This is a genomic window from Sphingopyxis solisilvae, from assembly GCF_015475875.1.
GTDB lineage: Bacteria > Pseudomonadota > Alphaproteobacteria > Sphingomonadales > Sphingomonadaceae > Sphingopyxis > Sphingopyxis solisilvae.
This window is the reverse complement of sequence record NZ_JADKYM010000001.1, coordinates 352,363-371,814: the sequence shown is the minus strand read 5'-3', so window position 1 is coordinate 371,814 and position 19,452 is coordinate 352,363. Positions and strand designations below refer to the sequence as shown.

Annotated in this window: 11 protein-coding genes; 2 read left to right on the top strand and 9 right to left on the bottom strand. The window is 64.7% G+C overall.

What is annotated here, in order from left to right; genetic code table 11:
* Positions 1–66: 66 nt before the first annotated feature.
* Positions 67–1,206, top strand: a complete 1,140-nt coding sequence (locus tag IR187_RS01850; protein WP_194952985.1) for an acyl-CoA dehydrogenase family protein — start codon at positions 67–69, stop codon at positions 1,204–1,206.
* Between the two features lie 41 nt (positions 1,207–1,247).
* On the opposite strand, the gene IR187_RS01845 is transcribed toward IR187_RS01850, so the two are convergent.
* From IR187_RS01845 to IR187_RS01825, 5 genes are all read right to left on the bottom strand, one after another.
* Complete coding sequence (locus tag IR187_RS01845; protein ID WP_194952984.1) at positions 1,248–3,728, bottom strand: TonB-dependent receptor domain-containing protein; 2,481 nt, start codon at positions 3,726–3,728, stop codon at positions 1,248–1,250.
* Positions 3,729–3,730: 2 nt separating this feature from the next.
* Positions 3,731–4,678, bottom strand: coding sequence for a FecR family protein (locus IR187_RS01840; protein ID WP_194952983.1), 948 nt, complete (start codon positions 4,676–4,678; stop codon positions 3,731–3,733).
* Complete coding sequence (locus IR187_RS01835; protein WP_407699059.1) at positions 4,668–5,282, bottom strand: RNA polymerase sigma factor; 615 nt, start codon at positions 5,280–5,282, stop codon at positions 4,668–4,670. The genes IR187_RS01840 and IR187_RS01835 overlap by 11 nt, the downstream gene beginning before the upstream one ends.
* Positions 5,283–5,423: 141 nt before the next feature.
* A complete protein-coding gene (locus IR187_RS01830; protein ID WP_194952982.1) occupies positions 5,424–8,639 on the bottom strand; it encodes an autotransporter outer membrane beta-barrel domain-containing protein in 3,216 nt (1,071 codons plus the stop codon).
* Between the two features lie 204 nt (positions 8,640–8,843).
* Positions 8,844–11,885, bottom strand: a complete 3,042-nt coding sequence (locus IR187_RS01825) for a TonB-dependent receptor plug domain-containing protein (protein WP_228765448.1) — start codon at positions 11,883–11,885, stop codon at positions 8,844–8,846.
* 497 nt (positions 11,886–12,382) lie between these two features.
* On the opposite strand from IR187_RS01825, the gene IR187_RS01820 reads away from it, so the two are divergent.
* Positions 12,383–14,677, top strand: a complete 2,295-nt coding sequence (locus IR187_RS01820) for a penicillin acylase family protein (protein ID WP_324187624.1) — start codon at positions 12,383–12,385, stop codon at positions 14,675–14,677.
* Here the strand turns inward: IR187_RS01820 and dacB are convergent.
* From dacB to dgcA, 4 genes are read right to left on the bottom strand one after another with little or no spacing between them, the layout of a single operon-like run.
* On the bottom strand, positions 14,672–16,147 hold the full coding sequence (gene dacB / locus IR187_RS01815) for a D-alanyl-D-alanine carboxypeptidase/D-alanyl-D-alanine endopeptidase (protein WP_228765447.1): 1,476 nt from the start codon (positions 16,145–16,147) through the stop codon (positions 14,672–14,674). The genes IR187_RS01820 and dacB overlap by 6 nt on opposite strands.
* Positions 16,144–17,172 carry a serine hydrolase domain-containing protein gene (locus tag IR187_RS01810; RefSeq protein WP_194952980.1) on the bottom strand — a complete coding sequence of 343 codons (1,029 nt, stop codon included), beginning with the start codon at positions 17,170–17,172 and terminating at the stop codon, positions 16,144–16,146. The genes dacB and IR187_RS01810 overlap by 4 nt, the downstream gene beginning before the upstream one ends.
* Positions 17,169–18,434 (bottom strand): dicarboxylate/amino acid:cation symporter, encoded by a 1,266-nt coding sequence (locus IR187_RS01805; RefSeq protein WP_194952979.1) that lies wholly within the window; start codon positions 18,432–18,434, stop codon positions 17,169–17,171. Before IR187_RS01805 ends, IR187_RS01810 begins: the two co-directional genes overlap by 4 nt.
* Before the next feature lie 22 nt (positions 18,435–18,456).
* Positions 18,457–19,449, bottom strand: a complete 993-nt coding sequence (dgcA, locus tag IR187_RS01800; protein WP_194952978.1) for an N-acetyl-D-Glu racemase DgcA — start codon at positions 19,447–19,449, stop codon at positions 18,457–18,459.
* Positions 19,450–19,452 lie beyond the last annotated feature (3 nt).

The window sequence follows — 19,452 nt, the reverse complement described above, 5'->3', positions numbered from 1 at the left end:
GCTTCTTTGCGAGAGGTTGAGATCCCGGCCTTCGCCGGGATGACGACTAAAATCAGGATTACGATAATGGATTTCACCTACACTGAAACGCAGGACATGATCCGCGACACGCTGGCGCGCTTCCTGGCCGACACCTATGATTTCGAGACGCGCCAGAAATTCATCAACAATGACGAAGGCCGCGATCCGGCGATCTGGACCGCGCTGGCGCAGGAACTGGGCATGCTCGGCGCGGCCTTTGCCGAAGAGCATGGCGGTCTCGGCGGCGGCGCGCTCGAAAATGCGATTGTCATGGAGGAAATGGGCAAGGTCATCGGGATCGAGCCCTATCTGCCGACCGTCGTCATCGCGGGCGGCGCGCTCAAGGCCGTCGGGGGGGCGCAGGCCGACGCGATGATCCCCGAAATCATCGCGGGCAACGCGATCATCGCCTTTGCCTATGCCGAGCCGCAGGGCCGCTACGACCTCGCGAACCTCAAGACGAGCGCGAAGAAGGACGGCGGCGGCTATGTCCTGAACGGTCACAAGAGCGTTGTTTACGTCGCCCCCTGGGCGACCCACCTGCTCGTCACCGCGCGCACGGGCGGCGGACAGCGCGACGCCGACGGCGTGTCGCTGTTCCTGATCGACGCAAAGCTGCCGGGCATCGTCCGCCGCGATTATCCGACCGTCGACGGCAGCCGCGCGTCGGAAATCTATTTCGAAAATGTCGCCATCCCCGCCGATGCGCTACTCGGTGGCGAGGGGGCGGCGCTGCCGCTGATCGAACGGGTTGTCGACGAAGCGACCGTGGCCACCTGCGCCGAAGCCACGGGCGTGATGCAGAAACTGCACGAAGGCACGCTCGAGTATACGCAGCAGCGCAAGCAGTTCGGCGTGCCGATCGCCAAGTTCCAAGTGCTCCAGCATCGCATGGTCGACATGTTCATGGAGGTCGAACAGGCGCGCTCGATGACGATCATGGCGACGCTCAAGCTGGGCCTGCCCGCGACCGAACGCATGGCGGCAGTATCGGCGGCAAAGAACAAGGTGGCGCGCGGCGCCAAGTTCGTGGGCCAGAATGCGATCCAGACCCACGGCGGCATCGGCATCACGCAGGAACTGGCGATCGGCCATTATTTCAAGCGCGCGACGATGATCGAAGGCCAGTTCGGCACCGCCGACTATCATATGGACCGCTACGAACGGCTCGCACTGGCCGAATGAGCGGCAGGGCACCCTTTGTCATTCGGACGAAAGGTGCCCCGTCAATAGGCGACGTCGACCGCGATACGGATCGTGCGGGGACGTAGCGGTGTCATGAAACCGGCGTTGCCCTCGACATAAGGCGTGCCGAGCGAAAAGCGGTTGCCACGCGAATCGAACAGGTTGGTCACAGTAAGCGACAGGCCGCGCCGGTCGCTGCCGATCCGCATCGCCAGTCCCGTGTCGATATAATCGCCCTGGCTTTCGCCGAGCACCGGCCCGATCCCGAGGCGCGAAGGGCCGACATAATTGGCCCAGCCGTTGATGCGGACATCCTGGTCGCCGACCATCGTGGCATAGTTGACCGAACCGCGCACCGCATGGCTGGCGACATTCGGTATTCGGCCCAGCCGCTCGGGCGCCGCAGCGAACACCGGCAGAATTTCGAGGGCCAGATCGTCAACGCGGCTGTGGTTGTAAACTGCGCCGAGTTCCAGGGTTAGCGCATCGCTCGGCCGCATGGCCAGCGCACCCGACAGGCTGGTGATCCGGCCATCGCCGATATTCGCGGTCGTAGGGAAGCCGTTGCTGTCGATAAAATCGGCCTGGATATTGCGCCACCGGCTGTGCGACAATGCGACGCTGGCATCGAACAGGTTCCGGTTGCGATCGCCGAGTCTGACCCCTGCTTCCCAAGTCTGGACCTGATCGTTGCGGAACCGCCGCACGAAATTCCCATCGACAGCAAGGCCGCCGGGACGGAAGCCTTCCTGATACCGGGCATAAACGCGGACATTGTCGATCGGGGTTGCGAGCAGGGAGAGAGAAGGCAGCAGGTCGGTTTCGTGCCGCGACGCCGTCGTCGCGCGTCCGGCTTGCGCTAGCGCGAAAGCCACGTCCTGCGCCTCGCCGCCCAGCCGCATATGCGACAGCCGCAGTCCGCCCGATGCGACAAGGTCAGGCAGGATTTCTGCGGTCGCTTCGGCATAGCCGGTAATCTCGGTGACCCGGTTGGTCACGCCGGGCAGGGCGGTGCTCAGCGAGCCATAAAGATAATCACGATTCTGCCGCGCCCGATTGCGGGTGACGACCAGCCCGGCGACCCAGCCAAGCCCGTTGTGGTAGGGACGCGAGAGGCGATTCTCGCTCACCAGCATCCGCGTCGCATTGCGTTGGTCGAGAACGCGCGGAATATCGTTCAGCGGAATAATCGGAACCGGGGCGAACAATCGTTCGACATCGACATTGCCCGCCGCCTCTCCGGCGCTGCCGGGTTGCCGTGCGGGCAGGCTGGCATCGAAGCGTTCGAACAGCCGGTGGTCGATGACGGCGTTGGACGACTGGAAAAACAGGTCGTCCCATCGCTTCATGACGACGACCGTACCCAGCCCGTAACGCGTCGACGCATTCTGCTCGACCATCGAGCGGCGGGTCAGCGGCGGCGCATTGCGATCGGCATATTGCGCGTCGTCGGATATCACGGCCTGGTACACGCCGCCCAGATCGATGGTCCAGCCGTTGCCGGGTTCCAGCCGAATCGTCGCGCGGCCGCCGCGGACATGGATGCGGTTCACGTTGTTCTGACCACGCAAGGGATTGTCGATATAGCCGCCGTCGGTCAGCATATAGCCGACCAGCCGCAAAGCGTAGCCATCGTTGCCCACGGGAAGGTTGGCGATGGCGGCGATGTCGCCGCCCGGGGCGCCGTGCTGGGTCAGCGATACGCCGGCGATCGCCTGGATCGAAATCGCCCGCGGATCGGGCGCTTTCGGCACCACGCGGATGATGCCGCCAAGCGAGCCGGCGCCATACAGCGTCCCCTGTGGTCCTTCGAGTATTTCGACATTGTCGATGTCGTAAAGGCGGAGGTCCGGGTCGGGCGCGTTGTAACTCAGCCGGACGTCGCCGAGATACTGGCCGACGGTCGACTGGGTGGGGCCGGTGAAGCTGGAATCGGCAATGCCGCGGATGAACAGCTTGTTGCGGCCCGAGCCCAGATGGGTCGAGGAGACGGTCGCGGTGCGCGACAGGATCGATTCCATCCCGCGTTCGCCGCCAAACGCCAGATCGTCGCCACCCAGCTGGGTGACGACGCCGGCAAAGTGGGAATAGGGGGTATCGGCCTTTGACGCGGTGACGATGATCTCGTCCTGCGCCCCGGCGACATAGTTGTGCGACGGTTCGCGTGCGCGCGGTTGTGGAACGGTGCGCGGCGGGGGGCGCTGGGCAACGCGTACCGCCGCCGGACGGTGCTCGATGCGCCAGCTTGTTGCGCTGACGCGGACCGCGCGGGCTTCGGTGCCGCCCAGTAGCCGGTTGATCGCCTGCTCGACACTCATCCGCCCGCGGACGGGCTTGACGCGGGCAGGCCAAAGTTTCGCGTCGGTAACGCTGATGCTGACCCCGGCCTGGCGGCTCAGCACCGGCAGGACCGTCGAAAGACTGCCTTTGGGGACGTCGAACACGCGCTCCTCCGCCGCCAGAACCGGCGCGGGCAGGCTCAGCGCAATCGCTGATGCGGCGAAGGCAAGGCGCGGGAACATGGTCAGCGCGTCAATATCCAGCCATTGTCTTGCCGCCTGGCTGTTGTCCCGGACAGGGCGGCGAGATCGGAAACCGTCCGGTTGCGGTCGGGATCGATGATCAGCGCGCCGCGAAACGACAGGCTGGCCGCCGCAGGTGCGATGCGCACGTCGATTCCCGCTGTGCGTTTCAGGTCTTCCGCGACCAGTGCAAGCGGCGCTTCGTTGTAGACGAGCAGGCCGCTGCGCCATCCGCCAACGCTGCTAACGTCGATGCTCCGAACCGCGGGAGGGCGGCGATCGTCGTCGCCGGCATCGATGGCCTGCCCCGCGACCAAGCGCACCTTGTCGCGATCGGGATTGTACAGCACGATCCCTTCGGACACCGCCACCGACGTCTGCCGCGCGCGGCGGACCACGTTGAACGCCGTACCCAGATCGACAATCCGCGCATCGCCCGTCTCGACCACGAACGGATCCTTTTCGCGGTGAACGACATGGAACATGGCCTCGCCGCTTTCCAGCCGCGCGAAACGCGGTCGCTCGGGATCGATTTCGACCACCGAGCCGCCGTTGATCTCGATCAGCGATCCGTCGGCGAGCGCAACGGTACGGTGCTCGCCCGCAGCGGTTTCGATCCGGGTGCCATTGCCGAAAGGATTCAGCGTCGACACCCCGATGACGGCGACCAGCGCGGCCGCCATCGCGCCGCCAAACCAGGCGCGTCGCGACGGTCGCCGCGGAGCGGGGGAATCCGACGGCGCGGCCGGAGCGATCCGGACATTGCCGCGGTCGCGCGGAAGGGCACCCAGATCGCGATCGAGGCTGGCCAGCGCATCGTACACCGCAGCATGTTCGCCGTCTTCGGCCAACCAGTCGGCAAAGCCGTCCCAATCGTCGAAATCGGGATCGCGCTGGCGGATCAGCCAGTCGATCGCGCGCGCTTCGATGGCATTTGCGTCAGCCGGCATCGAATTGCCTCCGCAACGCGGCGAGCGCCGCATAGACTTTCCGCAGATCGGCCTCGATCGTGCTCAGGCTGAGCCCCATTTCCTGCGCGATATCGCGCTGGCTGGCTCCGTCGACCCGGAAGCGGCGGAAGATATGCGCGGGTCGTTCGCCGGTGGCGGCGATCGCAGCTTGCACCTGTTTGAGTTGCTGGCGCGAGATCAGCGACGCTTCGGCGGACGGCTCGTGGCCGTCGCTCGCTTCACCCCACGCCTTGTCGCGCAGTTCGCGCTGGCGCGCCGAACGATAGCGGTCGAGCATCAGATTGTTCGCGGCCCGCATCGCATAGGACAAAGGATCGGCGATCGGACCGGTCGCGCGTTCGGTGAGCCGCATCCACAGATCCTGAAACAGGTCTTCAGCGCTCTCGCCGGCACCGCGCACCTGCAGGAAGCGGATGATGCGGTCGCGGTTGGCCAGCAACACCCCTTCGATGCCCTGCGCTGGGTCGGCTCGATCGGTCGAACGGGTCATGAACTGGTTGCTCTGGAACGCCATGTCTCGCCGGGCGGCGCCGCCGCGGCGCGTAAGGAAGGTCCCTGTGATGCTGTCGTCATATAGCGCCATGCCCCTGCGGTGCAACCGCGGTGCCGGAAAAGGGGAAAGGGACAGGGCGGTCATATCGTGCGTCATTCAACTCGGGCTAAGCAAGGGGGAAGCGAGGGTAGGGAGGTCGCTTCCCCCTTGCACGCGGGATCGGCCGGGGGGCTAGAGGCCGACCCGCAGGCTCGCACGGAACGCCCAGCCGATACGGCTTTGCTGTTCCTCCGCGGACACTTCGCCGGCGACCTGAAAGGCCGAATTGCCAGCGATGCCACGGAGACGGCCGACCCAGCCGCTCGTGCGATCTTCGGGAACAAGGGTGAACGGCGTACCGTCCTTGAACGAGGCGGTTGTGGCGCCCAGCGTACCGCCAACAATCTGGCGGCGACCGCCTTCGATTTCGAACCGGGTCCAGCCGTCATATTGGTCGCGGCCGCCGAAATCGAGGCCGACGGTGACGGTTCCCGACACCGCAAGTTCGTCGCTGTTACGGCCGAGCACGGTCAGGTCGAGCGCATCACCGCCGCCGGTTTCCTGATAGCCGTCTTCCTTCAGCTTGTAATAATCGACCGCGATCATCGGGCGAAGCGACAATCCGCTGTCACTGACGACATCATAGGCGAGCGAGCCCGATGCGGACCATAAAGTGCCGTCCCACTTGCCCTTCATCGTCTTTTCGATCGTGTCGGCGCCGTCCTTGGCCTGGAAAACGCGTGTTCCCTTGAGCTTCACCGGCGCGCCGGAGACGCGCGCGTTGGCCATGAACCCGTCGGAACGAAGCCGCCAGTGCAGCGCGCCTTCGAACTGGCTGGTCGACACCTCGTTGGCGTTGCTGCCATTTCCGTCCTTGCCGCTGAGGAAGGCGACCGAACCGCCGAAACTGCCGATGTCGCTCTTGATCTCGGCGCCGAGGCCGATGCCCCAACCGCTCACATCATAGCTGGCGGTGTCGCCGATGCTCTTCGACGTTCCCCATACCGCCTGGTTGACCCAGTAACCCCATTTGCCTTCGTCCTGGAACGGCGCGTTGGGGTCCTGCAAATAACGCGACAGCGCGCGCGAGCCCGAGGTCACCGTTTCGAAGACGCCGCCTTCATGCTCGGGCAGCATCTGGCCCAATTGGGTTCGGAACGCCTCGCCGTCGGTGATGCCCAGAAAGACCTTCTCCACCTTCTGGTCGGCAGGGATCGCTTTGAACACGGCATCGAAGGCACCCGCTTCCGACCGGTTCAGACCAAGCTCGCCGGTCGTTTTGCGCGACACATCGACGATGAGCTGGGTCGCATTGGAAGAAAGCGTGCCCTTGTAAAGAAAGGGCAACAAGGTCTGCGATGCCGTAAGATTGGTCGCTCCGGTCAGTGATCCCGCGGTCAGGACAATGTGTCGCCCTTCCGCCTGTGCGATGCTGTTCAGCCGCAGCGCGAGTTTTGACTCGGCGCCGAAACTTGCGTTGCCGGTCACCTGCAACGCGGTGCCCGTATTGCCTTTGTCGAGCAGCACCCCAAGCGTACCCTTGTCGGTAACCGCCAGCGAACCGATGGTTGCAGCGCCCGATATGTCAAAGGTGCCACCGCTGACCGCGACGGCCAAGCCCTGGGCGTTGCTCAATGTTCCGGAAAATACCGAGGTGCCGCCGATGCTGAGCGTATTGGCGCCGCCGCCGAAATCAACCGCTCCGGTGAACTTCGACGTTCCGGCGAGTGTCATGCTGTCATTGCCGGAGCCAAAGCGAACATTGCCGGTGTAGGCGCCCTTCCCCGACAGCGCGAGGCGGTTGTTGCCCTCGCCGAAGAAGCTGTTCCCTTTGACCGTCCCATCGGCGATGTCGAAGACATCGTTGCCAGCGCCGAAGCGAACGTCGCCGACGATAGCAGGGGCGGCGATGCCTGCGGCGACCGCGGTCTGCTTGACGGTCGCGCCGTTCGCGTTCGCCGAAAGGTCGATCGCGACATTGCGGTCCGAGCTGGCGAGCGCGCCGGTGGCGCTGATCGTCCCGCTATTCTCGACCGTGTCGACATTCCCCGACAGATCGACAATGGCACGGGCAGTGCCATTGTCACCGCCCGTCTTTGCCGCGATAGTACCGCTGTTGCGGATCAGGGGAACGTTGCCGCCTGCCTCGACCAGCACCGCGGTAGCGACCGAGCCGGAAACATTCCCGGCGCTCGTCGCCTCGATCTTGCCCGCGTTGCGCAGTTCCGGGGTCGTGGCGCCGCTGCCGATCCGGATCGCGGTTGCCGCGACATCCTTTGACAGCGCGGCCACGCTGCCGCTTGCGCCGATGCCGATCCCGCCCGCGATGGTAACCGCGCCGCCGAGGCCACCGACTTGCAGGCCGTTACCGTCTTTGCCGGCATAAAGGCCATTACCGACGACCGAGCCGTCGATGATCAGGCCCAGCCCCGTGCCGGTCCCTGCTACCGGCCCGATCGTGACGCTTTGCGTGGCCGAACCGATGCGCACCGCCGCCGCCGAGCCGAAGGAACGCACCGCAGCGCTGCCTTCCTTGTCGTCGGGTATGCCGTCCTTGTCCTCGTCATTGTCGTTCGGATTGCTGTCTTTCGGCGGCACCGCCAGAATGATGCCTCCGGTCACATTGCCCTCCACCGACAGCGCCGGGCCGCCGAGCAACAGATCGTCGGCGTCGAGCTTCGAGGGGTCGGCGGGAGGCGTCGTGTAGCGATAGCCTGTTGCCGTCAGCGCTCCCTGTATCTCCAGCGCGCCGTTGATATTGCCGGTCAACCGCGCGCCGATGGCATCCACGCCGGTTGCCGCAATCGTTCCGGCAAGCCGGACATTGCCGTTCACATCCTGCAAGCCAACGCCCACCGCGCGGTCGCCGAGAACGCTGATCGTCCCGTCGGTCGTGAATTTGCCGGTCAGCGGCCCGCCCAGGCGGATGCCGGCGGAATCATTGCCCTTGATCGTGATCGTGCCGCTGTTGAGGATGTTGCCGGTAAAGGCACCGCTGGTCGCGATGCCGATACGGTTGCTGCCGATGGCGAAAGGGCCGTCCAGATCGCCGTCATTGTCGATATCGGTCGGAGCATAGCTTTCGTCGATGATGATCTTGCCCGTCGCTGCGTTGGTGATCGACCCGCTTGTTCCGGCCTCCGCGACAATTCCGCGTGCGCCGTCCGCGTTGCGGATCTCGATCGCGCCTTCGTTGATGACGCTGTGATTGCTGTCGACGGTGACCGCCGTGCCGCCTGCGGGTTTGACCGACCCGGCGGATGTGATCTTGATATTGTCGGGCGTACCCGATTTAACCGTCGAGGTTCGCACCGGCGTCGTGATCGCGGTGCTGATCGTGGTTTCGGCTTGAACGGTTACGGGAAGCAGGGCGGCCACGCAGGTGGTGGCCAGCAGGGTCTTGCGCATCGGGATCCTCTTGTCATCACAGCCGGGGTTCACCCCGACGACAATCACAAGACGGAACGGGTCTCGCGCAGCCTTGGCCCGATCCGCACTTTTGTTAAAAAAAGTGCGTACGAGCGTCGGTCAGGCCCACGTCACGGCCCGGGCGCTCAAAGAAAAAGGAGGGCCGTTCCCGACCCTCCTTTCCTTTCGCCTTGATCCGGCGCGTCAGCGGGTCTTGATGCGGACCCCGAAACGGAAGCTGCGGCCGAGCAGGTCCGAATAGGTGCTGTTCGCGGCCAGGCCGGTTTCGGGCAGCAGGATCGGATTGCCGTTCAGCAGGTTCGTCACATTGATGAAGAACTCGCCGCTGCCTTCGCTGAATGCCGAGAATTTCTGCGTGAAATTCAGGTCGACGTAGAAGGCGCCCTTGACGCGGTTTCGTTCATAGGTCGGCGCGTTGACGGTCGATACCGGGCAGGTGGTCTGGCATTCGATACCGTTTGCGACATATTTGCCGGCGCTGACTCCACGGCCCACGGCCGTGAGGCTGAAGTCATCGTCGTCATAGGCTGCGCTGACCCGGTAGATCCATTTCGGCGTGCTGAACTGACCACCATTCACACCAACGGTATTTAGTACGACCGTGTTGGGGACACCGCTGTTGAACCGGTTTTCCAGATACCGGGTAGCAAGGCCGCGTAGTGTAAACGCCCCATTACCCTGCGCCATCGGAATCCGATAGGACGCGTCAATGTCGATCCCGCGGCTCTTCTGGCTCGCGGCGTTGAAAGGACGCGTCAGGATGACCAGATAAGGTTGCGCAGGGTTCTGGGTCCGCGCGGCATCGACGCTGATCGCGTTACAGAAGGTCTGTTCGCCCAGGAAACAAAGGTTGACGATCTGCTGCGCCGTGAACGACCCGATCCCGCCCTTCAACCGGATATCGAAGTAGTCGACCGCAAGGTTGAACCCCGGCAGGAACCGCGGCGTTAGAACTGCACCGACATTCCACTGGTCGGACTTCTCCGGAACCAGCTCGGTATTGCCGGTCGCGAAGCCGGAGTAGCTGTAACCCGCCTGCGGGGGCTGGCCCGCCGGAACGAACGACGGGCTGGTTCCGGTGATGAAACCCGGATTGCTGACCGAATCGCTGTTCGCCGTGCCCGCCTGGAACAGGTCGTTCAGGTTGGGCGCGCGGATATCGCGCGACCGGGTGACGCGCAGGCGGATGTCGTCGATGGGCTGCCAGGTTGCACCGGCTTTCCATGTGGTGACATAGCCCGCCTGCGAATAATCGGTGGCACGGACCGCGCCGTTGAATTCAAGGCCGAATCCCAGCGGCACGACGGTTTCCAGATAGGCTTCCTTGACGTTATAGGAGCCAAAGCTCGGCAAATAGTTGCCCACCGACCACCGGTTGGTGGCACCAATGATGTTGCCGTTCGTGTCGCGGGTCGGCACGGGCTGGAATTCGTCGGGGACGAAGCCCTTGATCTCTTCCTTGCGATATTCGCCGCCGACCGCGATGCTGACATCGCCCGCCCAGGTTGCGAACGGCGTGAACGAGAAGTTCGCGCCGAAAACCATCTGTTCGAGCACCTGCTTGCGATAGGGATCGCCGAGCACATAGTCGATCGCCGCCGGGTCGGCGACACCAAGGCCCAGGCGGTTCAACGGAACGCACGCCGGGTCATTATTGTTCGGGTTGGCGTCGACGTTGATCAGGCACTGGATCGATCCGGTCGGAAAGCCGCTGCCTGCCGGCGCAAAGGCGGCATCGCGCGCGGCGTTGATGCGGGCGATGTTCTGGATGTCACGCAATTGTTCGCGCAGGTCGGCGCGGCCATATTGCCCGTAGATATCCCAGCGTGCCGTCTTGCCGAACGCGTCGAATTCACCTTCCGCTCCGATCAGGTAGCGTTGCACCCGGCGCTTGTTGTTGATGCCGCGGAACGGCAGGTCGGCCGACGTCGTGGCGATCGTGACGCTGGTGATCCCCTGCAGTGCCTCTGCCCCGAGCGTGTTGAGCAGGAAGGCGTTACAGGTGATCGGTACCGGCGTCTGCGTACAACCCGTCGCATTCAGCACGATACCCGTTTGCAAGTTGGGCCCCGCATTGAACAGCACCTCTTGCCGGTTATACGCGGCTTCGGCGAAGATTTGGACGTTGTCGCTGACCTCGTAGCTGAGGCGGCCGAACAGTCCGTAACGGTCATCGCGTGGATCAAGGCCAATGTTGCGCCCCGAGTCATTAACCCGCCAGTCGCCGCCGCGGGTACGGAGCGGCACCGCAGCTCCGCTCACCGCTGGAAAGGTCAGATCGCCCCAGACAAACTGGTTCACCGACCCGCCATCGCCGAAATAAAGGCCGCGCAGCCGGTTGGCCGTGCCACCCGCCGAGTTGGTGATGATGCTGCCGGGGGTCGAGTTGGTCGGCCCCGCACCGCGCACGAAAATATACTGCGGCGCACCCGAGTTGGCGTTCGCCAGATAGGCCGGGTTCTCGAAGCGAAGGAAGCCGATCTGGTTCCAGTCGCGATCGACCTGAAAGATGCCGTCACGGTGTGCGAGTTCACCGCTGAGCAGGATGTGACCGCGTCCGCCCGCGAACGACTTACCGAGCGCGACGCTGGCCGAATAGTTGAAACCATCGCCTTCCTGGGTGATGCCGGCATCCCCCTCGACCTTCAGCCCTTCATATTTGTTGTTCAGGATGAAGTTCACGACGCCGGCAACCGCGTCCGAGCCGTAAGCCGCCGACGCGCCGCCCGTTACGACCTCGACCCGCGAAATCAGCGCCTGCGGGATCGTGTTGATGTCGACCAGTCCGGTGATCGTCGACCCCACCGACCGCTTGCCGTTGACAAGGATCAGCGTTCGTTCCGCGCCGAGGTTGCGAAGGTTGAGCGCGTTGATGCCCGCCTGGCCGCTCGAGATGTTGAGGCGCGAGTTCGACGGACGGGTCGAACCGGCCAGCGACGGCAAGGTGTTGACGAAGTCGGCGATGTTGTTCGTCGGCGAACTGTTGTCGATGTCCGCTTCGCCGAGAACGGTGAGCGGGGTCGGAGCCTGAAACCCGTCGCGAACAATACGCGTACCGGTCACGACAATCGTTTCGCCGGAGGACGACTCGCTGGTCGTCGTCGGCCTGACGCTGTCGTCCTGCGCCATTGCGGGGGCGCTGTGAACCAGCGCCAAAGCGGTCATCGCCATTCCGATACCGGCCTTGCCACCAAGCAACCGACCGTTACGACCATTTCTACGCATTGTTACAATCCCCTTCGTTGCCAAAGACCAGCCGCCTATCACCTGATGGCATACCAGCGTCGATCCGCTGCTTGGCTGTCCCGTTTCGTCCCGCCTGATGTGATGGTGGCCTTTTGGCGCACTCATTATGTTCTGATACTTTCGATCTTCGCCGGTCCGGCCGTTCGCCTGCATTGCCTGCACACGGCTCGATCCGTGACATTGAGGTTACAGGGTGGCTGCGGGGGGTCAACCGCTTGGCGCTGACCCTGACGATATGGACCTATAGCCATAAGGCATGGAGCGGAGCGCGCGTCCGGCGAGCGCCGAATAGCCTGAGTTTATAGGGCGTACCGCGCTTGTTATAACGGCACGCGGATGGGCTGCGATAGGCTTTGATATCCCTGTCGCAACTTGGAGAAGCCCCTTTGATCCAGCGCCGCGCATTCCTGCTCGCCTCCGCCGCACTTGTTGCATTGCCGGGCAGCCTGATGGCCCAGCCCCGGATCCGGGGCGGAGTGAAAAGAATCGCACTGGAGGGAGCGCGGGCGCCGATCGAGATCGTCGAGGACGAACTGGGGGTCCCGCATGTGCGCGCAGCGTCCAAGCATGACGCCTTCTTTGCACAGGGCTATCTGGTGGCGCGCGACCGGCTGTTTCAGCTCGACATCGACCATCGCCGCGAAATGGGCCGGATGGCGGAAGCTTTCGGACCAGCATTTGTTGCCGCCGACCGGGCGGCGCGCCTGTTCCACTATCGCGGTGACATCGACGCCGAATTGGCCGCGCTGCCTGCCGAGGTGCTGGAATGTGCGCGCGGATATGTGGCGGGCGTCAATGCGCGGGTCGATGAACTTGCGGACAATCCGGCGGATATGCCGCTGGAGTATGGAATACTCGGTTTTGAACCGCTCCGCTGGGACATTCGCGATCTCGTCAAGCGCCGCGGCGTCGGCATGGGCGACGCCGATGACGAGGTCCGTCGCGCCCAGCTGCAAGCGCGCGGCCTGATCGACGCCGAACAGCTGATGATGCCGCTTCGTCCCGCCTGGTCCTTTTCGGTTCCCGACGGCCTTGACGTCGCCGCGGTCCGCGACGCCGATCTGGGGATGCTCGACCCGGCAAACAGGCCGATGCCCTATGACTCGCTGGAGGAACCGCGCACCGGCCCCGACCAGCCCGAAGGCGACCGCTTCGCACTGGGCAGCAACGCGTGGACGATCGCCGCGTCGCGCAGCGCGACGGGGCGCCCGATCCTGGCCAACGATCCGCACTTGGGCATCGGCGGCGCCAGCCCGCGGCACATGATCCATCTGACCGCCCCCGGCCTCGACGTGATGGGCGCGGGGGCGCCGGGACTGCCCGGCATCATGCAGGGGCACACCGACCGCTTTGCCTTTGGCCGCACCAATTTCCATATCGACCAGACCGACCTGTTCGTCCTGAAAACACGCGAAGGCAATGGCGACCAATATTGGCACAAGGGCAAATGGCGGGCCTTCGAAATCTTCGAGGACGAGATTGCCGTCAAAGGGGCGGCGCCCGAGCGCGGACGGTTTCGCTATGCCGACGGGCGGCCGGTCGTCTCGCAAGATCCGTCGCGCAACCGCGCCGTCGCGCTGGCGACGGTCAGCATGTTGCCCGGTGCCAACCAGCGCTTTGCGATCATCGCGATCAATCTGGCCAAGGACTGGGCGACATTGCAGGAAGCGTTCAAGCTGCACGTGTCGCCGACCAATCTGCACTACGCCGACATCAACGGCAATACCGGCTGGCAGACGATCGGCTTCACCCCGCGTCGATCGAAGCATGACGGTCTGTTTCCCGCTCCCGGCGACGGCGATTACGACTGGACCGGATTGATCCCGGTCAAGGATATGCCGTCGGTCTATAACCCGCGCGAAGGCTGGTTTGCCTCGGCGAACGAGATGAACCTGCCCGCCGATTATCCGTACCGCGAGCGGATCATCAGTTTCACCTGGAGCGATCCCTTTCGCTACAACCGCGTGGCCGAGGTGCTGCGAAGCCAGCCGAAGCACCGGATCGAGGACAGCATTGCGTTGCAACATGATGTCCAGTCGCTGCCCGCGCGCGCGCTTTTGCAGCTGCTGCCCGCCAACCCGTCGCCTGCGGCGGCAGCGGCAACGGCCATGCTGCGCCGCTGGGATTGTGGCATCGAGGCCGACAGCGCCGCGGCGCTGTTGTTCGAAATGGTGATGGTGGCGCTATCGGCCAGCTTCCGCGAACGGATCGTGCCCGCCGCGGCGCTCGACCTGATCCCGACGGTCAATCTGTCCGAAATGCTGCGCATCCTCGCGGCACCCGACCAGCGCCTCGGTGACGATCCCGCCGCGGCGCGCGATGCGCTGGTCGACGGCGCGCTGGCGGCGGGCTGGGCGAAGGCGGTCGAGCTGGGCGGCAATGATCCGGCGAAATGGCAGTGGGGCAATCTGCACCGGGTCAACATCGCGCATCCGCTGGCGTCGGTGAACAAAGCGATCGCCGCCGCGTTCCCGAAGATCGAAGGCGGCCGGTCGGGTGGCGACGGTACCACGCCGATGGCGCGCGGCTTCAACTCGCGACGCGGCTTTCAGGTATCGCACGGCGCGAGTTTTCTGTTCGTCGCCGACGTCGGTGCGTGGGACAACAGCCGGTATCTCTTGCTGCCCGGCCAGTCGGCCGATCCGCGTTCGCCGCGCTATCGCGACTTCTACCCAAAGTGGCTCGCGGGAGCGATGCAGCCGATGTGGTTCAGCAAGGCGGCCGTCGATCGCCACGCGGTGAGCCGGATGGCGATTACGCCGAAGCTATAGCGCCTCGGCGATCGCGACGAGCATCCGGTCCACTGCGGCGGTCGCCTGGCTATCGGTGCCGTTCGGCATATCATTGGCGAGCACCGAAAAGATCAGCGTCCGCCCGCTGCGCGTCACCATATAGCCGGACAGCGCGCGACTGGCGTTGAGCGACCCGGTCTTGGCGAATAGCTTGCCTTCGAGCAACGTGCCCTTGAAGCGGTTCTGCAAGGTCCCGTCACGCCCGGCGATCGGCAGCGTGTCGCGCCAGGCCGCGCCCCACGGCTGGCGCGCAATCCAGGCCAGCAGGCCGACCGCCGCGCGCGGCGTGATACGGTTGTATGTTGACATTCCCGACCCATCGGAAAAATCATAACCCGTTTCCGCGATCCCTGCCTCGGTCATCACGCGGCGCATCACCGCCTGCCCGTCGGCAATCGAGCCGCTGCCACTCTGCCGGGCGACCCGCCGCAGCATCAATTCGCTGTGGAGATTCTGGCTCTCCTTGTTGATCCGGATCATATTTTCGGCGAGCGGTTGCGGCGTCAGCTCGGCCAGCATGACGGGTTCGACCGGAGCCTCGAACAGGGTCGTGCCACGCTGCTTGGGATCGTCGGCAGGCGTCAGCGGGCGGTGGCGCACGTCGATGTTGCCATCGACCCGCACACCGCGCGCGCGCAACAGTTCGCGCAGTCGCCAGGCGGCAAAATGGGCCGGATCGTCGATACCGTAGCGCAGCGTCATCGCGGGCGCATCGGCGCCGATCGTGCCGGTCAGCCGCAGCGTCCGGCTGTTCGGCATACGCTCAGCGACGACATCCTCGTCCTTGCCCGCCACCGTCACGATGCGGTTTTCGATATCATAATAACCCGACGACGCCAGCCGGGGAGCGGTACCGACGGCGCCGGGGGTCAGCATCACGACCAGTTCATTGTCGTCGAGCGTCAGTGCCGAGGTCGCGGTGCCGTATCGCGACTGGATGTTGTTCCAGCTCATCCCCGGGCTCCAGCGCTCGTCGGGCAGCCAGCTATCGTCGCCGATAATGTGGCGAACGTGGCGGGTGGTCCGCGCTATGGCATCGGCGAGCATCTGCAAACAATTCTGAACGCAGTCGTCGGCGCTCGACAGCCGCGGGTCGCCGCGACCGTGGAGCACGACGTCGGGTGCGCTTTTCGACCGATCGATCCGCACGCCGGTTCCTTTCGCCGTGCTTTCAAGCACGGGGAGCTGCGCGTAACCGATCGCGGTCGTGAACATCTTGGTGTTCGACGCCGGAATGAAGCGCTGGTCGGGGGTGATCGACACCAGCGTTTCGCCCTCCATCGTCGTCACCAGCAAACCGACGCGCGATCCCGCGGGTCGATCGGCCAGTTTTTGCTCGGCGATCGTCTGAACCGATGACGTATCGGGGGTGCGCGCGGCAGCCGGTGCCAGCGACAAGGACAGCGCCAAAAGTGAGGGAAGGGCGATATGCCGGAATTTCATCGTCATGTGGTTCGTGTTTCCTCCCACGCCGCAACAAGAGCTTCGCCAACCGCGGGGCGGAGCGTCGTGATCCCGCTTTCGCGATGCCGCGACGGGTGGACGCGGTTCGTCAGCAGCGTCCAGGCGAGCCCGCGTTCAAAATCGATCCAAAGGCCGGTGCCGGTAAAGCCCGTGTGCCCGATAGTCTCCGCCGAACAGCGGCTGCCGCCGTGCCAGCCCGAAAACGCCTTTTGCCAACCACAGGTCCGGTTGCGCTCGCCCGCGGTCCGGATTTCGGCCACCATTGCTTCGGATAGCCGTGATCCGTCCAGCGTCGCGCGCGCAAAGCCCAGCACCCCGTCGACGGTACCGAACACGCCAGCGTGACCGCTTGCACCGCCGAGCGCAAAGGCGTTTTCGTCATGGACCTCGCCCTTCAAGACGCGGCCGCGCCAAGTGCAAAATTCTGTCGCAACCGCCGGGCCGGGCGGGCGACCATAGCCCAGTCCCTTGCCGAGCGGCCAATCGGAGAGCGGTACCCCGGTCATGCGTTCGATTGCGATCCCGAGCAGGATGAAATTGATGTCCGAATAGACCGGCGGCCCCTGCCGCCATGCGCGTTGCAGCACAAAGGCGCGCAGCCGCGCGGGATCGGCATCATAGGTGTAGATGGGCTCGACCGCGGGCAGGAAGGTCCGGTGCATCAGGCAGTCGCGAAACGTCAGCGACCGTTCGGGTGCGTTCGCAATGTCATATTGGCGCAGATCGGGGATCGCGTCGGTGAGCGGCCGGTCAAGGTCGAGGCGTCCCTGGTCGGCCAGCATCAGGATGATCGTGGTGGTTGCGATCACCTTGCTGAGCGACGCAAGGTCGAACCAGTGGTCGCGGGTCAGTGCCTCGCGCGCGGGTTCCAGCGCCGCCATGCCTGCAAGACATGCGGCACTCTCGCCCGTGGCGGTCACAACGCCCAGCGCCGCCGCCGGGATGTCACCGCGCTGGACGGCTGCAAGCGCCGACTCGAAGCCGCGATCACAAACCGCTTGCAGGTTCATTGTGGCGCCTCCTGCGATAGGGGTTCAGTCTCGGTGCTGTCGCCGATCGCCTTTTCCCAGCGCGCGACCACCGTGGTGACGGTCAGGTTGGCGCTGGCGCTGGCGACCGTGCGCGTCATGTCGAGTAGCCGGTCGAACGGCAGGATGAACCCGACGATCAAGGCGGTCTGTTCGGGCGAGACGCCGACCGACGCCAGTACCGCGGCGAGCATGAACAGCGAAGCGGACGGGATCGGTGCGGTGCCGAAGGCCGCAAGCGCTCCAGTGAGCAGCACGATCGCGAGCATCGACGCGTCGGGTTCGATGCCGAGCGCTTGCAGGCCGAAAATGCTGAGCAGCCCGACATACATCGCGGTGCCGTCCTTGCCGATGCTGGCGCCGATCGGCAGCACCGTCGAGGCGACGCCCGGCGCGATCTTCAGGTCGTCGCGGGCGATCCGCAGTGCCACGGGCAAGGTGGCGGCGGACGACGCAGTCGAAAACGCCACCGCCAGCGCGTCGACGATGGTGCGGTAAAAACGCAGCACGCGCTGCCGCGCGACAAAAGCGATGAGGGGGAGGTGGACCAGCAATATCTGGAGAATGACGCCTGCCGCGACGCCGACCGCAAGCCATCCGACATTGGCAAATACCGCAACGCCATTGTCGGCGACGGCCTTGCCGATCAGTGCCAGCACACCGAACGGCGTGACTTCCATGATGATACGGACGAGGTGGAACATCACCTCGCCCGCCGATTGCAGCAAATTGGCGACCGGGCGGCCCTTGTCGCCGGCAAGAATGACGCCGAACCCGAGCATCATCGCGAAAAAGATGATCGCCAGCATGTCCCCTTCGGCCAGCGATTGCACGATGTTGACCGGGACGATGCCCATCAGTTGGTCGTACAGCGATTTGGGCTCGCCCAGTGCATGCGGCGCCGCGGTGCCGAGCGCAGCTCCTTTGCCCGGTTCCAGAAACAATCCCACGGCGATGCCGATCGACACCGCACAGGCCGTGGTGGCCGCGAACAGCGATACCGTGCGCGCGCCAACTGAACCCAGCTTGCGGGGATCGGCAAGCGCGGTCACACCGGAAGCGATGCTGATGAACACGATCGGGACGACCAGCATCCGGATCAGGCGGACGAACAGGTCGCCGATAAAGGCGATGGCGCCGGTCGCCGCAGGCCACAGCAGGCCCAGCGCGACGCCGATGACCATCGCGCCCAGCACCCGCTTCCAAAGCGGAATGGCAAACCAGCCGCGCATCAAACCCGTCATCGCCCCCCCGTTCCCATGGTCGTCAGATACCGCCCCAGAACCCGGGCTGCGGCGGCGACAACAGCCCGTTGGCACCCCTGACGCCGCCCGACCGATCCTCGGCAAGCCAGAGCGGTCCGTCAAGGTCGACGAAGTCGCTCTTTGCGGCAACCGCCCACGCTGGGGCGATCGACAGCGACGAACAGATCATGCAGCCGGTCATCACCCCCAAGCCGCGCTGCCGTGCCGCCGCGGCAAGTTCGAGCGCCGCGGTCAGCCCGCCGGTCTTGTCGAGTTTGATGTTCACCACGCCATAGCCATCGGGCAGCGCGTCGAGATCGGTCGCGACATGCACCGCTTCATCGGCCGCAATCGGGATCGCGGACCGAAAGCCGACGAGATCGCAATCGGCGTCGGCGGGCAGCGGCTGTTCCAGCAGGTCGATTTTGAGCTCGATCATCAACTGCTGCAGATCGCGGACCTCGTCGATCGTCCAGCTTTCGTTCGGGTCGACAATCATCCGCGCCTTGGGCGCGGCGGCGCGGACCGCGCGCATCAGCGACGCGGGGTCGCGGCGGTCGACCTTGACCTTCAGCAGCGGCGCGGCGGCGAGGGCAGCGGCGGCGCGCGCCATATTTTCCGCCGTATCGAGCCCGACCGTCATCGCGGTGACGATGGGAGCGAGCGGCACCGGCAGATCAAGCGCCGCGGCCACATCGCCGCCGCCTTGCCGCAATTCCAGATCCCACAGCGCACAATCGACAGCATTGCGCGCCGATCCCGCCGGCATCGATTGCATGATCTCGTGCCGATCGGCGCCGCGTTCGATCGCCGACCGTAATCCCTCGATGACTGCGATCGCACTATCGACGCTTTCCCCGTAGCGCGGGTAGGGGACGCCTTCCCCGCGCCCGATGACGCCGTCCTCCGAAATCATGACGGTCACCACCTCGGCAGCCGTCTTGGTACCGCGCGAGATACGGAAGGGCGAATGAAGCGGAAAGGTCTCGGCGAATACCGAAAGGACGCGGGGCATGGC